Origin of the sequence: Echinicola rosea (genome assembly GCF_005281475.1) — a bacterium.
GTDB lineage: Bacteria > Bacteroidota > Bacteroidia > Cytophagales > Cyclobacteriaceae > Echinicola > Echinicola rosea.
Genome location: NZ_CP040106.1, coordinates 2,725,150 through 2,743,144, shown reverse-complemented (window position 1 = coordinate 2,743,144; position 17,995 = coordinate 2,725,150). Strand labels below are relative to the sequence as shown.

Here is a 17,995-nt window from a genome sequence, read left to right as displayed (position 1 = left end):
ACCCTTTGCTTAGTCATAAGCAGGATTTTGAGGAAAATCTTTGTTTTGGTTAAGGTCAATGGCATTTTGAGGGATCGGTCTGAGGATTTTAAGGTTCCCGTTCGCTCCTTCGAAATTGGATTCAGTAATCCAACTGTTATGAGCTGAAGCCCTTTCTACCAATTTACCAGTTCTTTTCAGGTCAAACCACCGATGGTATTCTCCCAAAAGTTCCCGAGCCCTTTCATCCAGGACATAATCGATATCAAATTCTGCCAATGTAGCATCGGCGACACCTGCCCGCTCCCTGACCACATTCAATCGATCAAGTCCAGTAGATGGATCTCCAGCCTGCAAATAAGCCTCAGCAGCCACCAAATACGTCTCTCCAAGTCTGGAAACGATGAAATCCCGTGTACTGGTGGATCCACCAAATAGTGATGTAGGATCATCAAACTTCTTTACGATCATCGTAGCCCTATCCAAAGAAATAGCCCCTCCATTAGGGTCTGTAGTGCCATAAGAATGGTATTCGACGTTAGGATGAGCACTTACATAATCGATGCTGTCCTGTGCCGTAAACCACCTAGGTTCGTAGAAATCCGCTACCATCAAGGAGCTATGATCATCCTCATCGTAATAGGCATAATATCTCGTAAAAACCTCTGTCATAAAGGTCGAATACCACCTTTCATCCCCTTCCTCAAATAGATTAAGGGCAAATCGGTTGGGCAAAGTCGTGTATGTTTTATAGGGAGCATCTCCGGACACTTCTGAACCTCCCATGTAGGGACCAAAATAGCTTTGCTGCTCATTGCCAATACCAGTTGGATCAGCACTGATCGATCCTGCACTCCATTGTACCGAAAAGATCACTTCCTCATTCATATCGTTTCCCGGAGTCCAAAGTTCTTCCGAAGTAAGGTTAAGCGCTTGGCCATTGATCACATTATCGGCATAAGCTGCTGCTTTGGAGAAGTCATCGGCCGTACCAAATTCTTCGTATCCCCTGGTAAGGTGCACCTTTGCCAACAGGTTTTCGACAGCTCGCTGGTTTACGTGTCCATCATAGGCACCCGAAGACACCTGCCCCATGGCCCCTTCCAATTCTGAAATAATAAAGGCATATACCTCTTGAGCGCTGGAACGATCAAATTCTAAAATAGGCTCCTCCACGTATTCGGTAATCATTCCTACGCCACCATAACTCTGCACCAGTAGGAAATAAGCATTGGCTCTCAAAAACCGCGCTTCCCCCAAGTATTGGGTGGTCACCCCTGTCTGCTCCGTGATATCGGCATAATGAATAGCCGAATTGGCCAATTGAATGGCCTTGTAGCAATTTACGTATAGAAAATCCACCCCGGAGGAGGCACTGTTCAGCTCAAAATATTTACTTAAGCCTTGGGGAGGGCGATCACGACCTTCTTGGTACAGGTCAGTCCCACACACAAACATCCAGGGGTCATCTCCATAAATATTACGAAGTGCTGAATAATTCGCATTTATCAAGGCCTCATATCCTTCAGCAGTCAGGTAGAATTCCTCTGCTATTACATTCGATTTATTATCCTCATCCAAAAACTCTGCGCAGCCGGTAGCTGCGAACAGCATGATCATGGCGAAAATTGAATTTATCTTCTTCATCATTCTTCAAATCTGTAAATTAAAACTTAACACTTAATCCAAACTGCGTCGTAATAGTACTTACACGTCCGATTCCCAAACTAGCTTGAGCCCATTCAGGATCCCAACCATCATAGTCGGTAAACGTAAACGGATTAAGCACATTGACATACACCCTTACCTTCTTGAGGTTGGCACGGCTAAGTAAGGTTTCTGGAAGGGTATAGCCTACCCCAATATTATTGACCTTCACAAAGGAAGCATCTTTATAATAGGCCATTCCGCTACCCCAGTGAGCACCTTCATTTCTTGGCTGAGGGTATTCATTGGTTACTCGTGCTGGAATTCCCACTGGATTTTCCGGAACATACCAATTGGGGATGGCCAGTTTTTGGCGTCCTCTATCGGTAACGTTCGTAAAATTGCTATGGAAATCACTGTAAGCCAATACCCCTTGCTGGGTTGCCACTGAGAAGTTCATGTCAAAATTGCCTACCTGGAGATTGGAAATAATACCTCCCGTCCAGGAAGGATTAGAAGAACCAAGGATCACCCGATCGTCATTGGGATTTATCGCACCGTCATTGTTTACATCTCTTGCTTTAGCCTGTCCTTCGGTTTGGTTATAAGCAGCGGCATCCTCACCTGCTTGCCATACTCCATCATAAATATAATTATAATGCGCATCGATGGACTCTCCGATAAACCAACCATTTCCTACATCATCCACTTCCGATTGGCCGTACAAGGACTCAATGGAATTGGTGTTTTTGGTAAACGTAAAAGTAGTCGACCAAGTCACCAAGCTGTTTTCCACATTGATGGTGTTCAACATCACTTCCACCCCTTTGTTCCGTACAGAAGCGGCATTTGAGGCAATATCGCTAAAGCCCATCTCCAAAGGTAGCTGTTGGGTCACCAGCAGGTTATCAGAAAGCCGGTTATAATAATCCACACTACCGGTGATACGGTTCATCAGAAATCCAAAATCTACCCCCACGTTGATCTCCTCGGTCTTTTCCCATGTGAGTAATTTATTGGCAAGGGTATTTTGTGCCCAACCATTGGCTGCCACACCATCAAAATCATAATATGTCTGGTCGGTCAACGCATTCACCGTTCTGTAAGGCGCTACATTATTATTCCCCACCGTTCCATAGCCGGCTCTTAACTTTAAATCTGAAACAGTGGATGAATTGGCCAAAAAGTCCTCTTTATTCAACCTCCAACCTAAAGCAACTGATGGAAAGGCTTGCCACTTGTTACCTTCAGAAAGTAAGGAAGACCCGTCCCATCTATTGGAAACCGTTACCAAGTACTTATCCAAATATGAATAGTTTAGACGTAGTGCAAATGAAGCCAATTGACTCTTACTAAAACCATTACCAAGATCGAAAGTCTCCTGAAGTCCTGAACCAACATTGTAAAACTCAGTTTCGAAGGGTTGTTGTGTACTTGACATGAATGCAGTTTCTGTGCGATCCACAAAAATGCTTTGAAGCGCCAAGAAATTAAACGTGTGGTTGTTAACAGACTTATTGATATTTAACTGGTTATCCCAGGTTGTATTCATATTATTATAATAGTTAACCTCGGAAGAAGGGAGATTTTTAGTACTAATTCCTGTATTGGTTTGCGCACCCCATGAACGTCCTCTTCTGTTGTTGTTAAAGCCTACAGAGAAGGTAGATTTCAGACTCAGCCATTCCAAAGGGTCATACTGCAAATAGGCATTTCCAACCCCTCTTAAGCTTCTGGTCTCATCACTGGAATTGGCGATTTCCAGAAGGGGATTATACGTACTGGTCTTATTTGCTGCCCAATCACCATTTGGATAGGTCAACTTACCCGGTTGGGGAAATAATTCTCCCACTATCTCATCACCATTTTCATCAATGGCATATGGACTTAAAAAAGGATTTAACCTAAAAGCTTCCTGCATGGCATTTCCGCTACCGCGCTGATTGGTTCCGTGGGACAGGGCCATATTGGCACCAGCCATGAATTTGTCATTGATGTGCTGGTTAATATTCATGTTAAAGGTGTACTTATCCAGGCTCTCTTGCTCCAGTGTACCCGTTTCTTTTTGGTAACCTACACCGATGTTATAAGTAGATGCCCCACTTCTATGGGAAATGGTCAGGTGATTGTTGGTTTGCATACCGTTTCTAAGCACCGCATCGTACCAATCAAACCCGTCCAGGTTATTAAATCGCTCAGCCAAAACGGGATTATTTGACCCCAATACCACATCTTCATACTCTTGTGGGGTCATATTTTCGCCATTACTGTGTACCCCGTTATCGGTGGTTCCTAAATAGGCAGACATATGGTAATCCCTCCACTGCTCCAAACTCATCATTTCTGGCAGCCTAGCGGGAGTTTTTACTCCGTAAAACGTATCAAAGGAAAAGGTGGTAGCATCCGGAATATCCGTTCCACCTTTGGTCTCCACGATCACCACACCGCCTGCAGCCCGTGAACCATAAATGGCCGCAGAAGAAGCATCTTTCAGCACTTCGATTTTGGCAATATCATTTGGGTTCAAAAAGTCGATATTGTTCGAAATAACACCATCCACGACATACAATGGTTCTGAGCCTTCCAATGAATTGTTTCCACGGATGGTCATATTAAAGCCATCTCCTAATCGACCCGTGCTATTGCTCACCTGAACACCGGCCACGCTACCCTGAAGGGACTGCACAGGACTGGTAGTCCCCCGCTCAGTAATCAGGTCACTGTCCACACCGGCTATCGCTCCGGTGACATCAGATTTTTTCATGGTACCATACCCGACCACGACTACTGATTCCAGGTCTGTCAAGCTGGATACCAGCTCGATATCGATAGTGGATCGATTCCCCACTGACACCTCTTGCTTTTCATATCCAATAAATGAAAAGACGAGCACCGCTTCTCCATCAGGAACGGAAATGCTGTAATTGCCATCAAAGTCAGTAGTGGTTCCAGTAGTGGTTCCTTTTAGCAGAACCGAAGCTCCGGGGACTGGCTCCCCTTCGTCAGATGCGATCACCGTGCCGGTGACCACTTCTTGTGCAAAACTTGTTAGGGAAAGGCCTATTCCCAAAAGGAATACAAGCCCCCATCTCATCGGTTGAAAGGTCAACTCGACCAGCCACTTGGGAAGTGGCTTTCTTGGTACATTTTGTGCCATTTTTTAAGAGGTTTATTGTTACAAAAAAGGTTATAATGCAATCGATTGCGCATGCAATCGTTTGCATTATAAGAAGGATTATACAGCAATCCAAAATATACTGGTATTTTCCGCCTGAACCACCCCCATTTTTCGACAATTTGTAGTTATACATCCTCTATATTGAAAATTTAACAGAACCATTCGAGCATAGTAAACTACCCTAAAACATCTTTCGGATTCTACTGTGTAAAATAGGGGTCCGGTCAATATTTTTTTGTGCAGTAATCTGTAACAACCTTATTCTTCTCGTTTATCTACACATAAAGCCACCATTTCAAGTTTTATTTTAAGTATGGTTTGTCAATGTCTCGACTCCCCTCTAACTGATAATCAGGATCAGCTTAAGCGCATCCGTTTGGCCAACAGAAAGTATCGAAAGATCAATTGACATTATGCGAGCACTTATCACGTATAAAATACTGGTCCCAAAAAAGAGAATCTCCAATAATACACTATCGCTACCAAACGGTTAAAAGCAGTAGTACTTCACTCTTATTTGTACAATCGATAGCAGTGATTCGGTTCTTTATTAAAAAATAAAACAACTGATACCCAATTGGCATTAGGGGAATTATCGGTGGCTTTGAATGATCCTTTACTTTTAGTTTCAGTTCTTCCCGATAGCTATTAGGGCAGGCCATATCGATTCCTAATGCACAAAACGGGTTGAAGGGAAACAATTTTCGTGTAGGCCTAGCTATCATCCGTGCCGCTGGCACTCCTTTGGGAGGTTGAGTAGCGCTTAAGCTCCTGCGGATGAATCCGCAGGTTACTATATTTATCGTGCCGCTGGCACTTTGCCCCGATTTGTACATTGGAAACCGCAGTAGCCTATCTTACCGAATGGCGGGATGCGCTGAAAGAATGATCAGTTGATTTGGTTGAGGTTAAATTAAACCCCGAATCAATGCCGTTTAGTTAAGGCTATTTCCCTGTTTTCACCTGCTAGGAGTTTCTTTTCTATTTGACTTTAACTGTATGGCTTTGGCCATTTTGGTGGATTTTATCCTTTTCCTTTTTTCCATTGATGAAAAAAGAAAGAAAAAAATCTAGGCCGGTGGTATGCCTTTTAAAATGGAACATGGATTTCCCCTGCGACGTGGATCCGTCACCCATTTTAATTTCCAGCCGATGGCTACGGCCTAAAAGCGAGTGGGTCTCGCTGTTCCACGACGCGAGCCAACTCACTTTCTTAACGGCCTCCACCATCGGCTGGAAAACAGGCATACCAAGGGCCGTAATAAGGAAGCGATACCTTTTTGGGACTTATTAACCTCAGTTCGATTATAAAATCGTCACTGCGAGGCTTAGAGCGAGATATGAGGGGTGGAAGCCGTGGCAGCTCGCCGCGGCGAGTTGCCACACCCTTTTCCGACCCACATCCTCCTTAAAAGGGTTCGCAATGACGATTTTAATACAAAAAATAAGTCGAGCTCAGGTTATTAACTGAATCCGCCTTGCAGGTATTGGGCGTTAAGAAATTAAAAAGCGGGTTTAATAAACCACTAAACCTACTTCGATATTCTCATCCCAACCATGACTACCAATAAATTTTACAGCGAAGATTTGTCCAACAGCCATCGGGGCATAGGTAATCGATCTTGGGATCTCCCCTTTTCCCTTCATTTGGTTACTTCCTTTCACTGCCCATTTCCACCACCAATTCACCACCTATCAGGATATCCTCGTGCATTAAAAATTGCTTACTGTATGGTTTTCCATTAAAAGTGACCTTCTGGATATAAATATTCTCAGGGCTATTATTATTCACCTTAACGTGCAAGGTCTTCCCATTGTCCATTCTTATGGTGGCTTTATCCACTGTAGGACTCCCCCATACATACTTCCCTCCTGCAGGCTCCACGGGGTAAAAACCTAAAGAAGACAATACCAACCAAGCGGACATTTGGCCGACATCTTCATTTCCGCTCAGTCCGTCTGGATCGTTGGCATAGAGATGCTTGAGGATGTACCGCACCTTCTCAGCTGTCTTATACGATTGGTCCACATAGCCGTACAAATAGGTAACATGATGGCTTGGCTCGTTTCCTTGAGCATACTGCCCAATTAGCCCAGTGATATCATTTGAAGCTTCCTCCCCCATGTCTCCCTCCACGAAAAAGAGTGAGTCCAATTTATCCGTAAATGCTTCTCTACCGCCCAAAAGCTTCACCAATCCTTCCACATCCTGTGGTACCAACCAAGTGTATTGCCAAGCATTTCCTTCTGTAAAGTCCCCCTTCATATGGACAGAGGTAAACGGACTGAAGGGTTTCCTCCACTCATTTGCAGACAGCCTGCCCCGCATAAAGCCCACTTTAGGATCGAAATAGTTCTTGTAATTCTCTCCACGTTTGGAGAAATATTCAACGTCTTCCTTATTGCCCAAATCCTTTGCCATTTGTGCTATGCACCAATCCGACAAGGCATATTCCAAGCCTTTGGAGACACTTTCCACCTCCCCGTCTGCTGGAATATAACCGAGTTCCTTTACCTTGTCCAGTCCAAGATCATCGCGCATGGCAGACGCTTTCACCGCTTCATAGGCCAGTGCACTATCCATCGGAATTCCTTTTAGGTAAGCATCCACCACGATGGGAACGGCACTGTAACCAGGCATGGTATTGGTTTCATTGCCCACCAAATGCCAAACCGGCAGCTTGCCCTGCTGCTCATATATTTTCAGCATGGAGGTTACCATATCTTCCATCCTGTCCTGCTGGAATATACTGTAAAGTGGACTACAACCTCGATAGATATCCCAAAGGGAAAAGGTAGTTAGGTTCGTAAATGTGGTATCGTTCCTCACCTTGCCATCTGTTCCGGCATAATCACCATTGACATCATTGAAAACTGATGGGGCGATCATCGTATGGTAAAGCGCAGTGTAAAACTTTATAAGCTCTTCCTCGTCATTCATTTCCACTTGGATCTTGTTCAGCTCTTGGTTCCATTTTTCCCGGGCCGAAGCCACGGCTCCTTCAAAATCCCAGTGAGGAATTTCTTCCTGTAAATTTTCCAACGCATTATCTACACTAACTGGAGAGATCCCGACTTTTAACTGCACCTTCTCTCCTGTTGCCGTAGCGAAGCCAAGCAAGGCTTTCACCTGTTTGCCCGTAAGGCTAGTGCCTTCTCTGGAAACATTTTCATCAAATACTTCAAATGAAGTCACTGGCTTGGACAATTTGGCCGCAAAATATAATTTTTGATCCTTTGCCCAGCCTTGGGAAAAACGATAGCCCGTAATCGTCGTGTCATTGATCAGTTCGATGTGAGTTTCCGTGGAAACATCCCAACCAATCCCTTGCTTTAGGTTAAAAAGCAGCTTGGATTGGCCACTTTCCGGAAAAGTATATTGGTGAAAACCTGCCCGCTCGGTCGCGGTGAGCTCTGCATATACATCATAGCGATCCAGTTGCACCGCATAGTATCCCGCCTCAACGACTTCATTTTCATGGTCAAAATACGAAAAATAGCCTGTATCTGGTTTTTCGGGCTTTCCTTTGGCGACATTCACTTCCCCAACCAAGGGCATCACCAGCACATCTCCCAAATCACCAATTCCCGTCCCGCTCAGGTGGGTATGGGCAAAACCAATGATGGTCGAATCCGAATAGTGATACCCAGAACACCAATCCCAACCTTCTGTCAGGTTCACCGGACCTAATTGCACACCGCCAAAAGGGACATTGGCCCCGACAAAAACGTGACCATGGCCTCCAGAACCGATATAAGGATTTACATATTGCACCAGATTAGCCTCGGGAGAGGGTGCAGTGGCTTCATCACCTTTTGAATGCTCCTTACAGCTCGACACCACCAATCCCAGGAGTATTGTCGATACTATCCAATTCAACTTTCCCATATTTTTCACCAATTAATTCATCACGGTGGATGTATTTACCATGTATAATTTGACCTATCTATTTTTAACCAAAAGAATCTGTACATCAGGACGCTCACTACTTACTTAAGTTCTTCCAGAACAGGTACTTTGGTGGTCAAAATACTGCTAGGAACACTTTGGTTAAGCTGTTCGAAAACGCAAATTTCGTTTTCTCCCGCTTTTAGCCAAGCGCCTGGAAGGTACAAGGTCTGCTGCGGCCCTATGGACCAATAGCGACCCAAATGATGACCATTCACAAAGACAATCCCCTTTCCCCATGCTTTCATATCCAGAAAGGTATCTCCAACTTCATTCAAGGTGAATTTCCCAAAATAAAGTGTTGGTTCACCTTTTGTAGCGCTCCCAGAACTTTCTGCAGACATCTTGTCCAGCGGGAACTTAAAATGCTCCCAATTTCCGGTGATCTCATAGTCATTGATAGTAACCGCCGATACTATTCCCTTTTCATTCTCGGTTATTTTGGCACCATAATTTATCCGTCCCATATTCTCCACTAGCAATTCCAAACGTCCGTTGAACGGAATATTGACATCCAACTCATAAATATTGGAATTGCGGTTTAGGGTTCCCACAAATTCCCCGTTCACATAAACTGTAGCGTAATCGCGCAAACCAGGGATTTTCAATTTTCCATTTATGGGTTGGTTAAACCGCTTACTGTACAACACATATCCGTGACCTTGCCCGAGCGCTTCGAAGGTCATCGGCTCATCCGAAATTACCGGTTCCCGGTGTTCTTTAAGATCAAACAAAGACAATGAGTGAGCCAGTTCGATACCACCGTCCACGGTGATCAGTGGAATCTGGGCTGGTATTTCAGGTACTTCATAGGGCACATATTGCTTCATTAGTTCACGAATCCCGCGGTACTTCTCTGTTGCCCACCCCGCTTCGCTAATGGGAGCATCATAATCATAACTGGTAATATCGGGTTGGATGTCGTGACGATCATCATAATTGGCACCCGAAGTAAAACCAAAATTAGTTCCCCCATGCACCATATAGAAGTTAAAGTTTACATCATTTTCCAAGTATTTCTGGGTTTGCGCCACAATTTGGTCCTTCCCGATTCGCACAAACTCCTCTCCCCAATGATCCAACCATCCAGGGTAAAATTCGGCCACCATATAAGGTCCTTCACCATCATGGTATTGATCAATCGCCTTTTTAAGATTTGTAATATTCCCCTCCCCATTGGCAGTGGGCAACACCCCGGGAATCGCCCCTCCCTCAAAAAGCCAAGTACCGTCAGAAGTGAAAAATGGTACTTCAAACCCAGCGTCCATTAAGGATTGGTGAATAGCATCATAGTAAGCCCGATGTGCTTCGTTGGAAATATCTGTCCGTTGGGAAACATAGGAACCAAATTCATTTTCTACTTGCACCATCACAATGGGGCCGCCCTGGGTAACCTGCAGGTCCTTCACCTCATTGGCCAAACGCTGGATATAAACGTCTGCAGAATCCAGAAAAGGCTGGTTATTGGCCCTTACTTCGAGTGAAGGCTCATTCTGCAACCACCATGGATAGCCTCCAAACTCCCATTCGGCACAAGCATAAGGCCCAGGCCTCAGAATTACAAACATTCCCTCTTCACCTGCGGTCTTAATAAATTCGCGTAAATCTTTATTCCCAGAACTAAAATCCCACACACCAGGTGACGGATTATGATAATTCCAAAACACGTAAGTGGCGACGGTGTTCAGCCCCATTGCTTTCATCATCTTTAACCGGTGGCCCCAATACGCCTTCGGAATACGTGCATAATGCATCTCCCCTGAATATATGGGGACAGCCTCCCCATTATAATGGAAAGAACCATCTGATATTTCAAAAGTGGATTTTTGGGCATATCCCAACTGGTAAAATGACACCAGTAAGGACATCGCCCACAAGACCTTTATAATTGTATTTTTCATTTTCTATTATTCTATTACCAACCAGGATTCAGGAACGGATTTTCTGATTCCTGCTTCATTGATGTACTCAAGCTTAAGGGTGTAGCCCCCTCCAGCTTCGATAAAGTCCAGTTCAAAAGGATGGTATCCCGCCTTCAACGCGACCTGACCGCTGACTTCTTTAGTGGAATGAAAGCCATCATTGTCTATCACTTCCCGGTCTCCGATATACAGTTTGCTGCCATCATCACTGGTTAGGATAAAGTCATAAATCCCTTTCTTGGGAACACGGATATAACCTTTAAACTCCATTCCAAATGAACCTTTGCCAAGATCCTTGGGAATTCCCAGCGTATCCACATCCCGTACAGCATCAGGTGTATGGTCATCCATCAGGGCTGTTTGTTCAAAAGTCCCCATATGGAAGGACACCCTTACGCCTTGCTGAGGACGTTTCACCTTGACATCATTTAAATAAGAGGTTTTCCGGAAAGGCACCTCATATACATCTCCTCGATTTCCTGACGGACCAAAAGCCGCAATCTTAAAATCCGTATCCTGCTTTACCTTTAGCGGAGCATCCAGCACTGGATCATGTTGGTCAGGAGCCGAGCCATCTGTAGTATATCGGATGGTCAAGAAATCCACTGGCGAAGAAACATCCAGTTTTCCTTTTCCAACAAACATGTTCTTATCGGCAATACCGCCCAAATCAGGCAAACGGTAATTGATGTTTTGCTGCTGCATCCATGCATAATGGGCATTTAAACGCTTGGAATAGCCTTCAAAATCGTTTGGGTCAGACCATACACGCTCTGCCAAGGCGGTCATTCTTGGCATGTACATATAATCGGCACGGGCTTCTGACGGAATATATTCTGTCCAAATATTGGCCTGGCCACCAATCACCTGTTCTGCATGGGCAGCTGTAAATCCTTCCGGAACAATGTCCACCGTATAAACTTTCCGAAGAGAACTTTTGTCTGGCGCATAGTCAAAATAGAGGCCTCCTCCTACAGGGCTCATAATGATTTCATTGCCATTTTCCACCGCTTTGAAAGGCGCATCTTTCACCCAACTCCTCCAATACATCACATGGGCAGTCGAACTGATCCCTCCGGCCAGGGCATCATCCCAAACAATTAGCTGCTTGCCTTTAGCCTTTACATAAGCTTCCATATGATTGACGAAGAAGCTTTGAAGCTCATCGACATCCGTTATGTCATTATTCTCCATCCATTGATCGCAGGCCGCAGTCTCCCAAAATTTCCGGTCCACCTCATCTGCCCCGATATGGACATATTTACTCGGGAATAAAGCCATCACCTCATCCAGCACCGTTTCTGCAAAAGTATAGGTGCTTTCCTGACACGGGTTCAGTGGACTACTGAACAATTCCCCCCAATCGGTCTTCTGATCCCCGGTGAGATAAGGATAAGCCCTCACCGCAGCGCTCATATGGCCTGGCATGTCAATCTCCGGGATCACCTCAATATGCCGTGCTGCCGCATAGCTGATGATCTCCTTCATGTCTTCTTGTGTATAAAAACCGCCATACACTTCCTTCCCATCCACTTCCTTGATATGCCATGGATCAATTTTCATGTCCGGATTGGATTTGGCACGTTCCCAGCAAATGGAATCCTGATTGTTAAATGTCCGCCAAGCACCCACGTCTGTGAGCTTTGGCAGCTGCTTGATCTCTAGTCTCCAGCCCTGATCATCCGTCAAGTGCATGTGCAGCTTATTAAAATGATAGCGAGCAATCCTGTCGATAAATTTTTTGATGTATGCTTTGCTAAAGAAATGCCGGGCCACATCGATGTGCATTCCCCGCCATTTGTACTTTGGAGCATCTTCTATCCTGACTGCCGAAAGGGATATTTTCCCTGGTAAAGCACCCTGCAACTGTACAGGAAAAAGCTGGCCCAAGGTCTGAATGCCCATAAAAAAGCCTGCATTGGAGCTGGCTGCTATCTTTATCTCTGCTGGTGTAATTTCCAGCTTATACCCTTCCTTATGGTTGATCTCTTCAGCGTAAGCCAAGACAATTGATCCCTCCTGACCGGAACTCCTTTCCAGCTGTTGGGCTCCTAAAAGTTCTTTGAGAAAGGCCACCTCATTGGATAAATCGAGTTTGCCTGCTTTTACAATTATCGCAGTGGAAGCGCTCAGTTCAAATTCCCCTTGCCCTGCTTCCAATTCGGCAGGAAATGGAATTATTGGAAATTTTTCATTAAGAGAGCCTGAATTCTGCGCAAAAGAACCGAAACAAAGCAGTAACAGCCCCCATAGTAAATTGATTTTTTTTATCATCTTAATGTAAATACTATAATAAAAAGGGTTTATTGCAATTTACAGCAACAAACCCTTTTCACCAATTACCAGTTTGGATTTTGCTCTAAATTGGGGTTAATTTCTATTTCATTCACCGGGATGGCCCACAAATAATCCCTTTGAGGATCAAATTGCCGCTCTTCCACCCTTACATGCTCACCAAAGTCGCCTCTGCTTTCATCAAAATCATTGAAGATGCCCAAGGCTGTTCCAGGCATGACGTCCTCTGCTATTTCCCACCTTCTGATATCAAATAACCGGTGCTCCTCTAAGGCAAACTCCACCCTTCGCTCTCTCATGATCACCTCCATTAATGCGTCTTGAGAAGGAGCAGTGGCTGATGTTACGTCCGGCATTCCTACTCCAGGACGACTTCTGATTGCATTGATGGCATCATAAACTGACTGATCGATTTCCCCCATTTGGGTTTTCGCTTCCGCATAGATCATCAAAACCTCCGCATAGCGGATCAGCACCTCATCATTATGGGAATTGCCGTCCCAGTTTCCTTCGATATCCGCGGGCACACCCTTTTTGTAATAGTAGCCCGAATAAGAAGCATTGTTTTGTCCTAACTGGTCGATAGAACCGGTCTGCGTGACATCGATGGTGATGCCATTGACTTCTGTACCCGGCAGGATGATCGTCATTCCCAAACGAGGATCACGGTTTTCGAATGGGTTTTCGGAATCATAAAGTGGCGATTCACCGATAGGCAGCCCATCGGTACATTCGTAGGTCTCCACCAAACTGTTCAGGGGCACCACTTGTCCCCATCCCCCCAGGGAAGGTGCTCCCAACCAAGTAGCACTGGCGGTCGGATAGGTATTCTTGATGTACTGGGCAGCCAAGATAATTTCAGGACTATTGGTGTTGGTACCGTCAAAAAGGCTGAGGTAATCACCATCAATCGCATAGTTTAACGCCATCACTTCGGCAGCCACTTGTGCTGCTTCTTCCCAGCGCTCTGCGTATAGCAAGGTTCTAGCTTCCAACGCCAATGCTGCCCCTTTGGTCACCCTACCAACATCTTCACCGGAGTAACTTTCCGGCAACACCTCACCAGCAGCCTCCAGTTCCTGAACGATAAAATCCACAACTTCTTCCTTCGGTGTACGGGCCACCTCAAACTCCTCAATGGGCTGGATATAAGTCACCAACGGCACATCACCAAAATACCCCACCAACTGTTGATACGCATAAGCCCTGATCACTTTAGCTTCTGCCTTTAGCCGCTCACGAAGTCCTTCATCCATGGATGGAATCTCATCGATATTGTCCAAAACATTATTGGCTGCAGCGATGGTATTGTAATGCTGCGTCCAAAAGTGGCTGAAATAACTCTGGCTGCTGGTGGCACTGCCATTGCCCACAAACTGTACATCTGCTGGCCAATTGCTCCAAGAGTAGCTGTCATCAGTTGCTGCGGAAAGGAAAATCCTGTACCAGCTGTCCCCCAAGTACCGATAGCAGTTGTTTACTGCCTTCACCCCATCATCGGAGGTAGCCCAATAATTCCCACTGGACACTTCGTCCAATGGCTGTCTATCCAAGAAGTCACTACATGAAGTAGCCAGTAGTAACGTGGCAAATAATGCTGTTATGTATATTTTCATAAGTTTCTACTGCTTAAAATTCTACACTTAAACCAACTGTATATGTTTTTACTTGTGGATAATACCTGTTATCATTCGGAGCTTCCGGATCAATGTCTCCAGCCAGACCGGATAGGGTAAACAGGTTTTGTCCGGTCACAAAAACACGTGCCCTGGAAATCTTTGCTGCATCCAAGAAACTTGTAGGCAGGTTATAGTTGAGCTGTAATGTTTTCAGTCGGACATATGCCCCACTCTCTACCCAATAGCTGGAAGATTGGTAATTCCTTTCGGAAGTAGTAAGGCGAGGGAAGGAAGCACTTGGATTTTCCGGAGTCCAGCTATCCAAATGATCCGGACGGAAGTTACCGTCTGTACTGGTCGGTGCACGCATCATGACCAAGGTATTGATATCCACTTTGGCCACCCCTTGGAAGAATGCCGTCAAGCTAAATCGCTTATAATTAGCGCTAAGGTTCAGACCATAAGTATATCTAGGAATATCACTACCCAAATACACCCTATCATCTGCATTGACCACACCATCACCATTTACATCGCGGTATTTTAAGTCTCCAGCTGCCGGAGAACCAGGCTGGGAGGGATGACTGGCCACTTCATCGGCAGACTGGAAGATCCCATCAGCAATATAACCATAGAATGCCCCTAGAGGATATCCAACCCGGTAAGCAGTGGTGATATCATTATTGTCGGTGGTGAGGTAATCTGCATCACCAAAATAGGTAAGCTCATTCTTCACGTCTGCGATATTGGCACCGATATCAAAGGTAAAATCATCACCGGCCCTACCATGGTAGTTGGCCGTAAATTCCCAACCTTTATTTCTCATGCTGCCCACGTTTTGTGAAGGCGCTGGAAGACCGACAGTTCCCGGAATGGGCAGGGTATAAAGGATATCTTCCGTATTTTTTACATAGTAATCAAAAGTAAAATCAAACTTTCCTTCCAAGATGGAAAGATCAAAGCCTACATCTGCCATCTTGGTGGTCTCCCAGCTCAACACATCATTTGGATACCGGGAGAGTCCTGCCGTTGGGTAAAGCTGACGGTCGGCTCCAAACGGATAACTGTTCAGGTTATAACTGGTCTGGTAAGGGTAATTGCTTCCGATATTGTCATTCCCCAAGACCCCCCAAGACCCTCTAAGTTTCAGGTCATCAATAAAGTCAATGTCTTGCATAAAGGACTCTTGGGAAATGCGCCATCCAACAGAGAATGAAGGAAATACTCCCCACTTCTGTCCATCGGCAAAACTGCTGGAACCGTCACGACGGATATTTGCCTCCAAGAGGTATTTGTCCTTAAAAGCATAATTCACCCTACCGAAGAATGATAGCAAAGCATATTCATCCGCCGTACCTGATGTTTCCTGACCGCTCTCAGCACCTGCATCGATTTGCTCCAGCTCGCCCGTGGCCAGGTTTACGCGATAGCCACTCAGGATATCATTGGTTTGGGTCAAACTGGAGATACCACCCAGTACGTGAAGGCTATGGTCCTTCCCAAAGGTTTTGGTATAATTCACCAATCCCTGGAAATTCCTGAACCAATAATCGGTAGATTGCTTGGTGATTTCATTGCGACCGATGGTCACGGTGGATCCTTCTGGGGGAAAATAATCCAGGCCTTTGTCGTGAAGGCTGGTATAATCCGAACGATAATTAATGGAAGCCTTTCCTGTCAGTTTCAGCCCTTCGATGATTTCATAATCTGCCTGGAAATTCCCTGTAAACAGGTTTTCCTTATATCCATAAATCCCCCCTTCTTCTTGAAGTCTAATGGGATTTTGGCCACCTCGGATGACCGCCCATTCACCATTGGTATATCGATCCGGGGTAATAGGGTTGATAATAGCCGCTTGGCCAAACTGATACCAAGAGGACCCAGAAACACCTTGCGGTTCTTCTCGGTTGGAGATATTGGCAGCAATATCTGCATTAAAGTTTACTTTTTCGGACACCTTGATATCGGTATTCAAACGAACCGTCAACCGGTCAAAATCCATGTTTTCAATCAAGCCTTGTTGATCAAAATAATTGGTAGAAAACCGATAGTTTACGTTTTCGCTACCACCGGAAATGGCCAAGCTATGGCTTTGCTGAAATCCTGATCCTGTCAATACCTTGTCCAACCAATAATTGTCAGGGTAAGCCAATGGATCCCTATTGGGGTCATTATATGCCGCAATCTGGTCATCCCCATAAATCGCACCCGCTCCTGAATTGGTGTACATGGTGTTGGCCAAGCGCATAAAATCCTGCGCTCCCACAAACTCCGTCATCCTTGTAGGCTCTTGTACCCCGAAATAATTGTTATAGTTTACCTTTGGCTTGCCGTCTTTTCCTCTCTTGGTCGTGATCAGCACCACACCATTGGCAGCCCTTACGCCATAAATGGAAGCCGCAGCAGCATCTTTCAGCACTGAGATCGATTCTATATCATTGGCGTCCACATCATTGATATCGTACTGGACTCCATCTACCAGTACCAGGGGATCATTACTACTCAATGTACCTATACCACGAATACGAATGGTTCCCTGATCAGCACCGGGCTGACCACTTCTCTGGGTGACCGTAAGTCCTGGAGCTACCCCTTGCAATGCTGATGACACTTGACCTACAGGCTTTCTGGACACCTCTTCGCTATCCACTGCGGACACAGCACCGGTAAGATTCACCTTTTTCTGGGTTCCATAACCTACTACGACCACCTCTTCAAGGGCGGTTTCGTCAGCAGCCATCGTAACCTCGATTTTACTTTGACCAGAGTAAGTAATTTCTTGGCTGGCAAAACCAACAAAAGAAAAGACAATGACATCGCCTTGGTTCACATTGATTTCAAATTCACCGTCCAAATTGGTCACCGTGCCATTGGTGGTCCCTTTTACCAACACAGTGGCACCTGGAAGAGGGTAGCCTGTATCATCCAGCACGGTTCCTGTCACTTTGTCCTCCCGCACTACTTCCACCGCCTCTGGCTGGCCTGTAGAATTTTTCTTGACGCTAATGCGGTTGTTTACCTGTTTAAAAGAAAGCCCATTTTCAGCAGCCAATTGAAAAAGAGCCTCTTCAAATGATGCATTGTTTACTTTAAGGCTTACATTCCCTACAGCTGTTTCTAACTGGTCATCATAGACAAACACAAAGTCTGACTGCTTTTCTAAGTTATGAAACACCTTGGTCACGGGCTCATCGTCCACATGAAGGCTGACAAAAACCTTCTGCATGTCCAATGACCCTTGGGCTTTTGTTGGCATCGCATGCAGCATGTTCAGCAACAACAGCTGCAAGGCAAATCCATACAAATAGTATTTTCCGATCATCATAAGACCATGTAATATATTTTTCATAAATTGAGTTGTTTTAGGTACTTAAATGGTTTGCTTAAAACATTGAGGATGAGTAGT

8 protein-coding genes are annotated in these 17,995 nt (G+C 45.2%); all 8 read right to left on the bottom strand.

Going from position 1 to position 17,995, the window contains the following annotated elements:
* Positions 1 to 9: 9 nt before the first annotated feature.
* Entirely contained in the window at positions 10 to 1,629 is a 1,620-nt protein-coding gene (locus FDP09_RS11020; RefSeq protein WP_229683272.1) for a RagB/SusD family nutrient uptake outer membrane protein, read from the bottom strand.
* Between the two features lie 16 nt (positions 1,630 to 1,645).
* Positions 1,646 to 4,783: a SusC/RagA family TonB-linked outer membrane protein gene (locus FDP09_RS11015; protein WP_137402720.1), complete on the bottom strand. Its 3,138-nt coding sequence runs from the start codon at positions 4,781 to 4,783 to the stop codon at positions 1,646 to 1,648.
* Positions 4,784 to 5,785: 1,002 nt separating this feature from the next.
* Positions 5,786 to 6,052 (bottom strand): hypothetical protein, encoded by a 267-nt coding sequence (locus FDP09_RS11010; protein WP_137402719.1) that lies wholly within the window; start codon positions 6,050 to 6,052, stop codon positions 5,786 to 5,788.
* A 403-nt stretch (positions 6,053 to 6,455) separates the two neighbouring features.
* Entirely contained in the window at positions 6,456 to 8,693 is a 2,238-nt protein-coding gene (locus tag FDP09_RS11005) for a GH92 family glycosyl hydrolase (protein ID WP_187328841.1), read from the bottom strand.
* Between the two features lie 101 nt (positions 8,694 to 8,794).
* Positions 8,795 to 10,654, bottom strand: coding sequence for a beta-galactosidase (locus tag FDP09_RS11000; RefSeq protein WP_137402718.1), 1,860 nt, complete (start codon positions 10,652 to 10,654; stop codon positions 8,795 to 8,797).
* Positions 10,655 to 10,660: 6 nt separating this feature from the next.
* The gene (locus FDP09_RS10995; protein WP_137402717.1) at positions 10,661 to 12,949 is read right to left on the bottom strand and encodes a family 20 glycosylhydrolase; all 2,289 of its coding nucleotides are present in this window, start codon (positions 12,947 to 12,949) and stop codon (positions 10,661 to 10,663) included.
* Between the two features lie 65 nt (positions 12,950 to 13,014).
* On the bottom strand, positions 13,015 to 14,586 hold the full coding sequence (locus FDP09_RS10990; RefSeq protein WP_137402716.1) for a RagB/SusD family nutrient uptake outer membrane protein: 1,572 nt from the start codon (positions 14,584 to 14,586) through the stop codon (positions 13,015 to 13,017).
* Between the two features lie 13 nt (positions 14,587 to 14,599).
* Positions 14,600 to 17,938, bottom strand: coding sequence for a TonB-dependent receptor (locus tag FDP09_RS10985; protein WP_137402715.1), 3,339 nt, complete (start codon positions 17,936 to 17,938; stop codon positions 14,600 to 14,602).
* Positions 17,939 to 17,995 lie beyond the last annotated feature (57 nt).